We start from the raw sequence: 12,899 nt of genomic DNA, 5'->3' as shown, positions 1-12,899 counted from the left end.
AAAACGATATGAAACGTTGTCCGCGCGTTACAGCCAGCCCAACTGGTTTAACCCTTCGCCGATAGCGGCCACGGCCTGGCCGATTTCTGCTTCGTTGATGGCGCCGATGCAGCCCACGCGGAAGGTTTCGACCTGAGTGAGCTTGCCTGGATACAGCACAAAGCCGCGCTCGCGCACCGCTTCATACAAAGCGCGAAAGTGATAGTCGCGATGTGCCGGGGCATGAAAGGTCACGATGATGGGGGCCTGATCCTGGCGGGCGAGAAAAGTACGCAAACCCAGCCGCGCCAGCCCGCTGACCAACATCTCGTAGTTGGCTTGATAGCGCGCCAGACGCGCCGGTTGGCCACCGTCGGCATGGTATTGATCCAGCGCGGCGCGCAATGCCGCCACCACATGGGTGGGCGGGGTAAAGCGCCACTGGCCGGTCTTTTGCATGTACACGTACTGATCATGCAAATCCATGGACAGCGAATGACTGTTACCCAGGCTTTCCACCAGGGCGGAACGCCGGGCGATGATGATGCCCATGCCGGGCACGCCTTCCAGACACTTGTTGCTGGACGCCACCAGTGCATCAAACGGTACGCTGCGCGCATCGATAGCAAGCGCGCCAAAGCTCGACATCGCATCAATAATCAACCGTCTGCCTTGCGCCGCGACCACGCTGGCAATCTCGGCCAAAGGGTTGAGCACGCCGGTGCTGGTTTCGCAGTGGATAACGCCGACATGGGTAATCGCAGGCTCTTGTGCCAGCCGCCTGGCCACGGCGGCCGCGTCTACCGCCTGGTCTTCGGCAAATTCCAGCACCGCCACTGCCCGCCCCATCACCTCGACCGCGCGCGCCATACGCTTGCCATAAGCGCCATTCACCAGTACCAGTAATTTGCCCTGCCGCGGCAACAGCGTGCCGATGGCGGCCTCGACCGCAAACGTGCCCGAGCCTTGCAGCGGCACACAGACGTGGTCTTCCTCGGCATGCGCAATCGCCAGCAAATCGGCACAAACGCTGGCAGTCAGTTCATTAAAGGCGGCATCCCACGAGCCCCAATCCGACAACATGGCCGTTTTGGTTTTGAGCGTGGTGGTGAGTGGGCCTGGGGTTAACAGGATGGGTTCGCGCATATATCTCCCGAACGTCTGGACGAAATCGAAGCAAAAAAACAGTTTGAAGATCACCGGCACACCGCGGCACGCCGGTCCGGAATCATGAGGATCAGGCTGGAAATCAGCGTTGGCGCCAGCCTTGGGTCCGCTGCAAAGCCCACCACGACACCCCACCAGACACGATGCAAACCGCGACCGAGGTGGCCACAATCAGGCTGGCCATGGCGGCGGCGGCCGCGGTATCGCCCGCGTCATCCATATTCAGCACCGCCACCGCCGACAGCACGGTTTGCGGGGTGTACAGAAAGATCACCGCACTGAGCGTGGTCATGCCCGACACAAAGTAATAACGCGCAATATCGAGCAGCGCAGGCAAGCAGATCGGCACGGTTACGCGGCGCAGGGTGGTCCAGAACGGCACCTTGAGCGAGGCGGCAACGTGTTCAAATTCGCCGTCGAGTTGTTTGAGCGCGGTGAGCGCGGTCAGATGCGCCGTGCTGTAGTAATGCACCACCGTGCACAGCACCAGCAGCGTCATGGTGCCGTACAACAGATTGAGCGGATTGCCCGGCGCATTAAAGAAAAAGATGTAGCCCAGGCCCAGCACCAGACCGGGCACGGCCATCGGCAAGATCGCCAACATATTGATGGTGGCGCGGCCCAGCGCTGCGGCGCGGCTTTTTTCCACCCAATAGGCCCCGATAAAGGCCACCACCCCACCCACCACGGCGGCACCACCGGCCAGGCGCAGACTATTGCGCCAGGCTTGCCAGCCGCCGCCATCCATATTGTCAAAATCAAAATGCGCCAGCGTCAGGCTCAGGTTGTACGGCCATTGTTTGATAAACGCAGCGGCCACCGAAACGCCCAGCATGCCCAGCAGCCACAACGCCACCAGCACACATACCAGCAAGGCCAAGGCGTCGCGCACCGGCTGGCGTTGGGGCTGCCAAGGTTGGGCGCGGGCGCTCAGCATGGCTTGCTGCTTGCGCTGCACATGCCGATCCAGCAACCAGCTCAATACCGCAGGCATCAACAGACAAATGCCGTACACCGCGCCGCGCGCAAAATTCTGCTGCCCGATGACTTGTTTGTAGATCTCGACCGCCAGCACGTCGTAGCGACCGCCAACGATGGTGGGCACGCCAAAGTCAGTAATCACCAGGGTAAACACCAGCATCGCCGCCGAAATCAGCCCGTAGCGCGCCGACGGCAAAGTCACCGTCATGAACTGCCGCACCCGGCCTGCACCGAGGGCGGTGGCGGCTTCGTACAGACGCGCATCGGCCAGCGACAAGGCGGTCAGCAAGATCATCAAGGCGTGCGGAAAGGTGTAGAACATCTCGCCCAGTACGATGCCCCAAGGCCCGTAAATCGACAGCCCGGCGCCGGCGAACCAGGCTTTGAGCAAACCCTGGTTGCCGAACAGATAGATCAGCGAAATGCCGGGCAGCAATGACGGTGCCAGCAGCGGAATCAGCGCCAACATGCGGAACAAAGGCCGCGCTGGCATACAGCTGCGAGTGAGCGCAGCGGCAAATACAAAGGCCAGTGGCACGGTCAGCAGCGTGCTGAGCACAGCCACGCTCAGGCTATTGCCCAGCAAAAAGATGGAGCGCGGCGAGAGCAGGCCGGCAAAGTTGGCCAGGCCCACCCATTGCTCCGACTTGTCGCACAAGGCTTTGCCCAGCATCGCCAACAGCGGCAAGGCCAGAAACACCAGCAACAACAAGGCCGACAACCACGTCAGCGCGCCAGCCACGTGGTCGGTGCGCGCGCGCGGCTGGCTGCCGCGCCAAAGCAGCAGGGACAGATTCATGCGGTGGCCCCGTCAACAAACACGCGTAATGCCGACGCGGCCAAAGTAAGCGGCACGCGTTGGCCGGCGTCGAGCTTGAGTTGCGCCAGCGCCGGACGGCTCACATCCGCGATCAGATTGAGGTTGCCCATCGCGGGCACGCTGAGCGTCAAGCGACAAAATCCGCCCAGCAATTCCTGGCTGAGCAATTGCGCCAGCACGGTATTGCTGCCGCCCTGCCAGCGCGGCGTAACACTGATGGCCTCGGGCCGGATAAACAGCTGTAGCGCCTGGCCGGGCTGCATCACCGCGGAATCGGCCAGTTGCAGACTGACATCGCCCACCCGCACGCAATGCCCCGCCTCCGCCACGCCCGGCAGCCAGTTGGCACGGCCGACGAATTCAGCCACAAAGCGGCTGCGTGGGCTGGCGTAAATCTGTTCGGGCGTGCCGATTTGTTCGATCACGCCGTGGTTCATCACCACTATCCGGTCGGCCATGGTCAGCGCTTCCTCCTGGTCGTGCGTCACCATGATGGTGGTAATGCCAAGCCGCTGTTGCAGGCTGCGAATTTCGCGGCGCAGATGTTCGCGCACTTGTGCATCCAGCGCTGACAACGGTTCGTCCAGCAACAGCAAGCCGGGGGCGGTGGCAAGCGCGCGTGCCAAGGCCACCCGTTGTTGCTGGCCGCCGGACAGCTGATTGGGATAACGCGCTTCAATGCCAGCCAGGCCAATCAACTGCAGTAATTCGCTGACGCGCTGACGCCGGTCCTGGCGACGCCCTTTAAGCCCGTACGCGATATTTTGCGTCACGGTCAGATTGGGAAACAGCGCATAGGACTGGAACACAATGCCGTAATCGCGTTTGGCCGGCGGCATGCGCGTGACGTCCTGGCCATGCATGTCTATGCGGCCACGGTCGGCGCTGTCCAGCCCGGCAATAATGCGCAACAGCGTGGTCTTGCCGCAGCCCGAAGGCCCCAGCAAACAGACGAATTCGCCTTTATGAACATTGAGTTCGATCTCGTGCAAGGCAGTGAAATCGCCAAAGCGTTTGGATACCCCACTCAGCGCCAGCGCGGCCGCTGGCGTCAGATGAATGACCGGGTCAGATCGCATGTACGGCTCCTGGCTTAGCGCAAGCCAGCGCGCACACTGAGGGCATGCGCGCGGGCAAAATAATGGTCAAGGGTGGGCGTGGCCAGTTGCGGAATCTTGGCCCGGTCATCGTAAGTACGCAGCGCAATCGCGGCGGCGGCATACGGGTTGCTGGCAAAGCGCAGCGCCTCGCTGGCCTGCATCGGTCCGCCCTGCAAGGCCAGCGACTGGCGCGAGGCGGCGGACAAACTGGCGCAATAATCCGCCTGCACCGTGCACAGATAACGCTTGGCCGCCACATGCAGGGCAATCGGCGCCAGCACGTTCTCAGCAAACAAGGGCTTTAGCGCAGCCATGGCGACGGCCTCATGCCGGTCATCGATGCCGTGGGCGATATCGTCTTCCTGCTGCCCGGCCAGCAGATGGCCCACGTCATGCAGTAAGGCGGCAATCACCAGGTGTTCGGGCGCGCCGTCCTGCTCGGCAAACCAGGCGCATTGCAAGGCGTGCTCGCATTGCGACACGGCTTCGCCGCCATACTGCTCATCACCCTGATGGGCATACAGGGCGTGTAGATCGGCAAGGGAGTAAGGCATAAGGACATCCAGCAAAACACAGCGCGCACAGCCCGAACGGATGCGCGCGCCGTGCGGGCAAGGCTTATTTCGGCTCGGACTTGCTGTCGTAACGCTTGGTCCATTCCGCGAGGATGCGATCACGGTTGCTGGCGGACCAGCCCAGATCCTGCTTGATCAGCATTTGCTCGTAATTGGCAGGAATAAATTCGATGGGCTTGGCCACGCCGGGGATGGCGACCACGGCAAAGTTCTTTTCATACAACTGGTTGGCCGATAGCGAAGCGGACCAGTCGGCCAGCTTTCTGGCGGCGTCGAGGTTTTTGCTGCCCTTCATGATGCCGGTAGCTTCCAGATCCCAGCCCAGGCCTTCTTTCGGGAACACCAGATCAATCGGCGCGCCGCCTTTCTTGAGCGTGGCCGCGCGATATTCAAACGAAATACCCACCGGATATTCGCCCGCCGCTACTTGCTTGCACGGCTTGCTGCCCGAGTGTTCGTACTGGGCGATGTTCTGATGCAGACCATCCATGTAATCCCAGCCGCCCTTTTCGCCAAAAATCTTCAGCCATGCGGTCACGTCAAAATAACCGGTGCCGCTGGAAGCCGGGTTCGGCATCACAATCTTGCCTTTGAACTCGGGCTTGAGCAGATCCTTCCACGATTCCGGCTTCTTCAAACCCAGCTTGCCGGCCTCGACGGTGTTGAAACAGACCGTTGCGCCCCACACGTCCATACCGGCCCAAGCCGGCGGATTTTTGCTGTCGACGTACGATCTGGTCAGCTTGTCCACACCCTTGGGCGCATAAGGCTGCAGCATGCCTTCTTTATCCAGGATCAACAGCGAAGACGCGGCCAGGCCCATCACCACATCGGCCTTGGGATTGGCCTTTTCGGCCAGCAAACGCGCGGTGATGACGCCGGTGGAATCACGCACCCAGTTGATATGCAGGCCCGGGTTTTCTTGCTCGAACTTGTCTTGATACGCCTTGACCTGATCGGCCTCCAGCGCGGTGTAGACGGTCAAGGTGGTGTCGGCCCAGGCGGCAGTGGCGCTTAGTGCAAGGGCGGCGGCAAACAGGCGTGGCAGCATTTCCGTGATCCTCGATGTAGTGGTTTGGTTCGAGGCGATAATGCGGCCGGCACGTTACAACGATATGAACGTCTAGACCTTTCCAGCAAGAGTGCGGCGGCGGTGGCGCAAAACCGTCTGCCTGGCTGAGCGCTTGGCGCGCCGAAGGCGGGCGCGGGCCGCGATATACGCGGTGATCGGCAGCCACCCTGCGAGCGGTTGCATTCAGGCCAGGCAACGCAGCGAAGTCCCTGACCGGCCCAACGCGGCGCCCCGCTCCGGGCCCGCCGTGTGGGTACTGCGGCAGATGCCGCCGCTAGCCCATCGTCACACCGCGTGCCATGGCTGTTGCCGCCAGCACCATCAACAGCAGCAACAACAATTGCACATCGCTGATGATGGCCAATTGGCGGGCTTCGGGCAGCGGGGCGCTGGGGTCTTTGCTGCGGGCCAGGCGCCATTTGATCAGCGCGCGCATGGGCCACGCTTCCAGAATGAGAATAAGCGCGAGGCAGGTCATTTTGAGGTGAAAGAACGGCTGGTGCAGATAATAGGCCGCGCCCTTCTCCACGCCACCGAAAGCGCGCCAAAGGCCGGTGAGCAGCAGGACCAGTGCGGTGAGGCCCCACAGCATGTCCTGGCGCAGGATATCGCCCGGGTCAAACAGCGGGATGGGTTGGCGCAGCGCCCTGGCGCGGTTACGGATAGCGGCCAGGGCAAAGCCGAAGGCCAGCAGATGCAGGGCGGCGAGGAGCCAGCGTTCAATCATGGGATGTGCTCGGCATGGGTTTCCATCGAGGTTAGTCCATGGGCAGCGCCCTTGCTGGCTGCCGTGCCCCACACCGCGCCGCAGCGCGGGCACGCGGCGCTCGTGCCACGCACCACGCCGTCAGTGCCGCGCCGTGCTTAGCCCACTGTCTCGACCAGCGTCGCCTGCGCCGCGGCCGCTGCTTCGGCGGCAGCAAAATGCGGCGGCAGCAGCGCTTCCAGCCGGGTGCAGACCCCGGGCGCCAGATCATGCGCCATGCCATGCACCGCCACAAATCGTGCACCGGGAATTTTATCGGCCGTGTCTTTGCCCGCCGCCAGCGGGATCAGTGGATCGTCCACGCCGTGGACCACCAACGTCGGCGTAGTGATTTGTTGTAACAGCGAACTCCGGTCCGGCGCCGACACCACCGCCAGCAATTGCCGCAGCACACCGGCCGGATAGAGCGAGCGATCCAGCGATTCGCGGATGCGCGCGGCGGCGATGTCGTCGCCCATGGGAAAGCCCGGGCTTTGCAGCACGCGCAGATTGTTGAGCATGAACTCGACCATCAGTTCGCGTTGCTCCGGCAGATAAGCTTTGCGCGGCGGCCGACGCGTCAAACAGGCGCGTGCAGCGACGCTGGGGCCGGGCAAGCCCGGTGCGCTGGTGCTGCTCATGATGCTGGTCAGCGACAAAGCACGCTCCGGCGCATGGGTGACCAGCAGTTGCGCAATCATCCCGCCCATGGATGCGCCCACAATATGCGCGCGCGCAATGCCCAGCGCGTCGAGCAAGCCGATCGCGTCTTCGGCCATATCGTCCAAGGTGTAGGGCGCGGGAATTTTCCAGCCCAGACTGTGGCGCAGCATATTCAGCAGCAGCGGCGGACGCCCCAGATGCTCAAGTTTGCTGGATAGACCGACATCGCGATTGTCGTAGCGAATTACAAAATAGCCCGCTCGGGCCAGATTGCGGCAGAACTCCTCGGGCCAGCCCAGCAATTGCATGCCCAGCCCCATGATCAGCAAGACGGGCGGATCGCTGGCATCGCCAAAGGTTTGATATTCGAGTTCGATCGGGTTGAGCTGGGCACGGGGCATGGTGGCGTCGGTGTGTGGTTGCGGGCAGCTGACTTTGGTCGAAAGCCGTATTTCTCAAAAATATCGTTCTTGAGAAAATTGGGCCAGCGCGTTGCGCTACTGGCCCAAAAATTCACACACTACGCCACAGTTTGCAGCCCCCGCCGCGCTGTTAGCGCTGTGGGCCGGTTCTTACACGGCACCTGCCCCACCCTGCCTTACAGCGCCTGGCCGCCGACGGATTGATACAATTTCATCAAATTCAACAACTGGTTATAGCGATTTTCCGCCAGCGACAAATCGGCAGTGCGGCGTGCTTCCTGTTGATCAAGCCAATCTTTCACACCGGTCTGACCCACGCGATAACGCGTTTCGCTGAGTTTTTCCGCGCGCACGGCGTAATCAAAGGCCAGTTGGCGTTGCGTTTGTTCCTGCAGATATTGCGTGCGCGCCGACAAGGTGTTCTCGACATCGGCCAGCGCGGAATACAAGGTCTGGCGGAAGCTGACCACAGCTTGTTGGTACTGCGCTTGCGAGACCTTGATCGTCAGTTGCGTGGTGTTCCATTGCACAAACGGCAGCGTCAGGCCCGCGCCCAATGTGCCGAGCGGATCGCGCAATACATTCGACAGCGATGTGCTACTGGTGCCGACGCTGCCGGTGAGCGTAAACGCTGGATAAAAGCTGGCCCGGGTGTAATCCACATTGGCCAGGCTTTCGCGCAGGCGCGCCTCGGCCGCTTGCAGATCGGGGCGCCGCGCCAGCACATCGGCGGGCACACCCGCTGGCACCGCAGGCAGCGCGCCCAGCGGCAGCTGCGCCAGTTCGGCGCTGCGGTGTTCCGGGGCTTGATCAAACAGGATAGCCAGCGCATTGCGCGCTTCTTCGCGCTGCTGCAGCAGCGTAGCCAGGCCAGCACGTTGCGTGGCCAGCGCTTGCGCCGATTGCACCTCATCCAGCCCGCTGGACGCCCCCGCTGCATGCTGGGTTCTGACCAGCGCCAGCGTGCGCTCGGCATAGGCGATGCTTTGCTCGGTCGAGGTAATGCGCTGGTTTAAATAAGCAATCTGCCAGTACAAGTCGGCGGTGGTGCCGACCAGCGTCAGCGCGGTGTTTTGCCGATCCAGCTCGGTGGCGGTGGCTTCCCATTGCGTCACATCGCGTTGCCGGGCCAGCTTGCCCCACAGATCTATTTCATAACTGAGCGAGCCGGTCACGCCATAAGCGCGCGTACTGGCGCCGCCATCAAGCGGCTTTTCGATGCTGCCGTTGGCGCCGACGGTGACCGTGGGCGTCAGATTGGTATCGGTCAAACCAGCCTGCAGCCGCGCCTGCCGCACTTTCCAGCCAGCAACGGCCAGATCGTTATTGCTGGCCAGCGCCCGTTCGATCAGCGCGTCCAGTTGCGGATCATTAAACGCGTGCCACCACGCGCTGCGGTTGGGACTGACCGCATCGACCGCGCCCGACCACTGCGCCGGCATGCTGGCTGCGGGCGTGTGATATTGCGTTTGCAGCGCGCTACCGCAGCCGCTCAATACGCCGCCGGCCACCAGCGCCAGCGCAAGAAACGAAGTTTTCATAACACGACAACCTGATAAATAACGCATGTCGAGCGGCCGCCGTTTATTCACGCGCCAGCGCCTGGATCGGATCAAGCCGTGCCGCATTGCGCGCGGGCAGATAGCCGAAGATCACGCCGATCAAGGTGGAGCACACGCACGCCGCCACAATCGAAAAGATCGAAAACTGCATCGACATGGATTTCACAAACATCGAAAACACCACGCCGATGCCAAATGACAGCACCACGCCGATCATGCCGCCGATCAGACACACCAGCACGGCCTCGATCAGAAACTGCTGCATGATGTCGTTCTGCCGCGCGCCCACCGCCATGCGGATGCCGATTTCATGGGTGCGCTCGGTTACCGACACCAGCATGATATTCATCACCCCGATGCCGCCCACCACCAGCGAAATGACCGCGATGGCCGAGATCAGCAAAGTCAGCGTGGCTGTGGTTTTCTCCACGGTTTTAAGAATGCTGTCGCTGCTGTTGGTGTAGAAATCCTTGGTGCCATGGCGCAGCGTCAGCAGCCGGGTGAGGCTGGCTTCGGCAATATCGTTGGGCATGCCGTCACGCACTCGCACCGTAATGCTGTTGAAGTAGGTCTGGCCCAGCAAACGCCCCATCGCCGTGGTGTAGGGCAGATAGACTTCCAGGCTGGTGTTATTGCCAAAGGCGCTTTCTTTTTTCTTGGCCACGGCCACCACCGTGGCGGGCATGCCGCCAAGAAAAATCACTTTGCCTACCGGTTGTTCCCAGGTCTTGAACAGCTTGTTGCGCGTGTTGTCGTCGATCACCACGCTCTGCGCCTGACGATGCACATCGGCCGTCGAGAACGCCTGGCCCTCCGCCATCTCGATATCCCGCACGCGGAAATACTGTTCGCCCACGCCGCTGACCGAGGCCGAAGCCTTGACGTTGCCATAGCGCAAAATCACGCTGCCGCTGACGCCGGGCGTGGCGCTATCGATATAGAACTGCTGTTGCAGCACGCTCAAATCATTCACGCCCAGGGTGTGGATGGTGCTGGCGCGGTCGTCGCCCCAGCCGTTGCCGGGCACGATATCGATAGTGTTGGTGCCGATGGAGCTGATGTCATTGATGACCTTCTGCCGTGCGCCCTGCCCCAGCGCCACAATCGACACCACCGAAGTAATGCCGATGATGATGCCAAGCATGGTCAGCAAAGTGCGCATGCGGTGCGATGCCATGGCAATCCACGCCATCTTGAAGGCCTCGCCAAAGCGGCCCCAGGCGGCTTGCCACAAGGCCTGCATGGCACTGGGTTTGGCATCCAGCAAGGTGGTCTGGTCCGGCGTTTGCACCCCGTTGGGCCGATCCGATATGACCGCGCCGTCATGCAGTTCAATAATGCGCTGGGCATTGCTGGCCACCTGCATATCGTGCGTGACGATGATGACGGTATGGCCGCGCTGATGCAGCTCGCGCAGGATGTTCATGACTTCTTCGCCGCTGTGGCTATCCAGCGCCCCGGTCGGCTCATCCGCCAGAATCACGTCACCGCCGTTCATCAAGGCACGCGCGATACTCACCCGCTGTTGCTGGCCGCCCGACAACTGGCTGGGCCGATGCAAGGTGCGATTATCCAGACCCAGTCGGCCCAGCAAAGACCGCGCGCGCGCGCGCCGTTGCTGCTTGTCGGCCCCGGCATAGACCGCGGGGATTTCGACGTTTTCTTCCGCGCTCAAATGCGGCAGCAAGTGATAACGCTGAAAGATAAAACCAAAATATTCGCGCCGCAGCGTGGCCAGCTCGTCGCCTTCCAGCTCGCGGGTTTCCCGGCCGTCCACTTTGTAGCTGCCGCTGGAGGGCCGGTCCAGGCAGCCGAGGATGTTCATCAGCGTGGATTTGCCCGAACCGGACTGGCCGACGATCGCCACCATCTCGCCAGCGTGGATGGTCAGATTGACGTCTTTGAGCACGCGAACTTCTTCTTCGCCTGCCGGAAAACGCCGCTCCAGCCCGGACAGCTGTAATAAGGGCTTGGGTGCCTGGCTCATGCTCAATGCCCCGGCGGCGGGCCGCGATGTTGATCTTCTTCACTGGCCGGCTTCACCTGGGTGGAATCGCCCACCACCACCTTGTCGCCCAATGCCAGGCCGCTCAGCACTTGCACATTGACGTTGTTGTTCAGGCCCGTGGTGATCTTGCGCGGCTGCGCATGACCATCCGGCCCCACCACGCGCACGGTGTACGAACCATCTGCCGCCTTCTGCCCCAGCGCCGTGACCGGCACCGCCAGCACCTGCTTGACTGCGCCCTGCACGATGGAGACCTGCGCCGTCATATCGGTCTTGAGCACATGGCCGGGGTTGGGCACATCAAACAGGCCGTTGTAGTACACCGCCGTGGTGGTGCTGGTGCTGGTCGTGGTGGTGGTCGAGCTTTCGGTGCTGATGCTTTCCGGCGCCGGTTCAACCGCGCGCAAGGTGCTGGAGAACTTCTTGTCCGCCGCGCCGAGGATGGTGAAATACACCGGCTGACCCGCTTTCACCCGTACCACATCGGCTTCGGAGACCTGGGCTTTGATGGTCATGGTGTCCAGATTGGCCATGATCAGTATGGTCGGCGCGCTTTGGGCCGACACCACGGTCTGGCCTTCTTGCGTGACGATGGAAATGATTTCGCCATCCATGGGCGCCGTGATGCGGGTGTAACCGAGGTTGGCTTTGGCGGTATCGACTTCGACGGCCGATTCGCGGATTTGCGCATCCAGTGACGCCAGGTCCGCTTTGGTCGAATCCACTTGCGCTTGCGCAGATTCCAGATCGGCTTTGGCGCTGGCGTCCTGGCCGAACATGGTTTGCTGGCGGGTCAAGGTCAGTTGGTATTGCGCCAGCAAGGCCTGCTTGGACGCCTTTTGCGCTTGCACATTGGCCAGCGCGGCCTCGGCTTTGCGCAGATCGTTTTCTTGCAGCACCGGGTCGATTTCGGCCAGCAACTGACCTTTTTTGACGCGGTCGCCGAGCGCCACCTTGAGCGACTTGAGCTGACCATTTACCTGCGCGCCCACACTGACCTGTTTCACCGGCTTGATGGTGCCGCTGGCCAGCACGGTGTCTTCCAGATCCATGCGGGTGACCGGCGTGCTCAGGTACTGCGGCGGCGCGGGTTTAAAGAAAAAATGCCTGGCGAACAGCGCGAGCACCACCACTACGAGCGCGCCGAGCAGCCAGCGCACTTTGGAATTTTTTAATTTCATCGGAAGGAGACAGGCAAGCGATTGACCGCAAGATCATACCCGCAGTCGCGCAAAACCGTCGCGCGCAGCGGTAACGATGGATACAGGCAGACATAAGCGGCGGCAGCACCGCAATTCAACCGACGTGAGGCGGGCGCCGGTAATAGATATCGAAGGTATCGCGATGCGTTTCAACAAAACCGTGGCGTTGGTAAAAGCGGTTGGCCGCACTTTCCAACAAGGCGCCCAGCGTCAAGGCATAGCCGCCCGCATCGGCTGCCGCGCACAAATGCTGCATGACCTGGCTACCGATGCCCTGGCCCGATGCCTCCGGGCTGAGATAAAGATGGCGGATATAGACGCTGCCATCAGCCAGCGGCGCATCCAGCACAAAGAAGCCAACGCGTCGGCCCGCGTAATCAACGGCCGTGGTGCGCGCCGCGTCAAAACCATCGAGCAAACGGGCGCGGGCACGGGCCAGATCAAAGCGGCCGACCCGTTCAAGACTGGGACGCATGGCGGCGGCACGCAAATCGGCCAGTGCCGGGGCATCGGCGGCGCTAACGGGGCAAAACTGCAGCATGGCGTGGCTTTTAAAAAAGGGGTTGAAGGCGGGCGTTGCGACAGCCGTTATCGTCGCTGATT

The 12,899-nt window shown here is 61.8% G+C and carries 11 protein-coding genes; all 11 read right to left on the bottom strand.

All coding sequences use genetic code 11. The features are described from left to right. Positions 1 to 27 precede the first annotated feature (27 nt). The 11 genes from ACYQ1A_RS05995 to ACYQ1A_RS05945 all read right to left on the bottom strand — a co-directional run bounded on the left by ACYQ1A_RS05995 (position 28) and on the right by ACYQ1A_RS05945 (position 12,837). A complete protein-coding gene (locus ACYQ1A_RS05995; RefSeq protein WP_499360989.1) occupies positions 28 to 1,125 on the bottom strand; it encodes a 2-aminoethylphosphonate--pyruvate transaminase in 1,098 nt (365 codons plus the stop codon). Between the two features lie 103 nt (positions 1,126 to 1,228). Beyond that, positions 1,229 to 2,926 carry a putative 2-aminoethylphosphonate ABC transporter permease subunit gene (locus tag ACYQ1A_RS05990; RefSeq protein ID WP_499360987.1) on the bottom strand — a complete coding sequence of 566 codons (1,698 nt, stop codon included), beginning with the start codon at positions 2,924 to 2,926 and terminating at the stop codon, positions 1,229 to 1,231. Next, entirely contained in the window at positions 2,923 to 4,026 is a 1,104-nt protein-coding gene (locus tag ACYQ1A_RS05985; protein WP_499360986.1) for a putative 2-aminoethylphosphonate ABC transporter ATP-binding protein, read from the bottom strand. Before ACYQ1A_RS05985 ends, ACYQ1A_RS05990 begins: the two co-directional genes overlap by 4 nt. Before the next feature lie 14 nt (positions 4,027 to 4,040). Beyond that, positions 4,041 to 4,601 carry a phosphonate degradation HD-domain oxygenase gene (locus ACYQ1A_RS05980; protein ID WP_062224272.1) on the bottom strand — a complete coding sequence of 187 codons (561 nt, stop codon included), beginning with the start codon at positions 4,599 to 4,601 and terminating at the stop codon, positions 4,041 to 4,043. Between the two features lie 64 nt (positions 4,602 to 4,665). Then, positions 4,666 to 5,673, bottom strand: a complete 1,008-nt coding sequence (locus tag ACYQ1A_RS05975) for a putative 2-aminoethylphosphonate ABC transporter substrate-binding protein (protein ID WP_499360985.1) — start codon at positions 5,671 to 5,673, stop codon at positions 4,666 to 4,668. 295 nt (positions 5,674 to 5,968) lie between these two features. After that, positions 5,969 to 6,514 carry a DUF2214 family protein gene (locus ACYQ1A_RS05970; RefSeq protein ID WP_499360984.1) on the bottom strand — a complete coding sequence of 182 codons (546 nt, stop codon included), beginning with the start codon at positions 6,512 to 6,514 and terminating at the stop codon, positions 5,969 to 5,971. Positions 6,515 to 6,558: 44 nt separating this feature from the next. Next, positions 6,559 to 7,503: an alpha/beta fold hydrolase gene (locus tag ACYQ1A_RS05965; RefSeq protein WP_499360983.1), complete on the bottom strand. Its 945-nt coding sequence runs from the start codon at positions 7,501 to 7,503 to the stop codon at positions 6,559 to 6,561. Positions 7,504 to 7,700: 197 nt separating this feature from the next. After that, positions 7,701 to 9,065 (bottom strand): efflux transporter outer membrane subunit, encoded by a 1,365-nt coding sequence (locus ACYQ1A_RS05960; protein ID WP_499360982.1) that lies wholly within the window; start codon positions 9,063 to 9,065, stop codon positions 7,701 to 7,703. Positions 9,066 to 9,108: 43 nt separating this feature from the next. Continuing rightward, on the bottom strand, positions 9,109 to 11,073 hold the full coding sequence (gene macB / locus ACYQ1A_RS05955) for a macrolide ABC transporter ATP-binding protein/permease MacB (protein WP_499360981.1): 1,965 nt from the start codon (positions 11,071 to 11,073) through the stop codon (positions 9,109 to 9,111). Positions 11,074 to 11,075: 2 nt separating this feature from the next. Continuing rightward, positions 11,076 to 12,275 carry a macrolide transporter subunit MacA gene (gene macA / locus ACYQ1A_RS05950; protein ID WP_499360980.1) on the bottom strand — a complete coding sequence of 400 codons (1,200 nt, stop codon included), beginning with the start codon at positions 12,273 to 12,275 and terminating at the stop codon, positions 11,076 to 11,078. Between the two features lie 115 nt (positions 12,276 to 12,390). After that, positions 12,391 to 12,837, bottom strand: coding sequence for a GNAT family N-acetyltransferase (locus tag ACYQ1A_RS05945; protein ID WP_062224711.1), 447 nt, complete (start codon positions 12,835 to 12,837; stop codon positions 12,391 to 12,393). Positions 12,838 to 12,899: the final 62 nt, after the last annotated feature.

It is taken from the genome of Silvimonas sp. JCM 19000, assembly GCF_054652575.1.
This window is presented reverse-complemented; position numbering and strand designations above follow the sequence as displayed.

Coding starts and splice junctions, on each gene's coding strand:
- ACYQ1A_RS05995 (WP_499360989.1), bottom strand. CDS start 1,125: ATGCGCGAACCCATCCTGTTAACCCCAGGCCCACTCACCACCACGCTC.
- ACYQ1A_RS05990 (WP_499360987.1), bottom strand. CDS start 2,926: ATGAATCTGTCCCTGCTGCTTTGGCGCGGCAGCCAGCCGCGCGCGCGC.
- ACYQ1A_RS05985 (WP_499360986.1), bottom strand. CDS start 4,026: ATGCGATCTGACCCGGTCATTCATCTGACGCCAGCGGCCGCGCTGGCG.
- ACYQ1A_RS05980 (WP_062224272.1), bottom strand. CDS start 4,601: ATGCCTTACTCCCTTGCCGATCTACACGCCCTGTATGCCCATCAGGGT.
- ACYQ1A_RS05975 (WP_499360985.1), bottom strand. CDS start 5,673: ATGCTGCCACGCCTGTTTGCCGCCGCCCTTGCACTAAGCGCCACTGCC.
- ACYQ1A_RS05965 (WP_499360983.1), bottom strand. CDS start 7,503: ATGCCCCGTGCCCAGCTCAACCCGATCGAACTCGAATATCAAACCTTT.
- ACYQ1A_RS05960 (WP_499360982.1), bottom strand. CDS start 9,065: ATGAAAACTTCGTTTCTTGCGCTGGCGCTGGTGGCCGGCGGCGTATTG.
- macB (WP_499360981.1), bottom strand. CDS start 11,073: ATGAGCCAGGCACCCAAGCCCTTATTACAGCTGTCCGGGCTGGAGCGG.
- macA (WP_499360980.1), bottom strand. CDS start 12,275: ATGAAATTAAAAAATTCCAAAGTGCGCTGGCTGCTCGGCGCGCTCGTA.
- ACYQ1A_RS05945 (WP_062224711.1), bottom strand. CDS start 12,837: ATGCTGCAGTTTTGCCCCGTTAGCGCCGCCGATGCCCCGGCACTGGCC.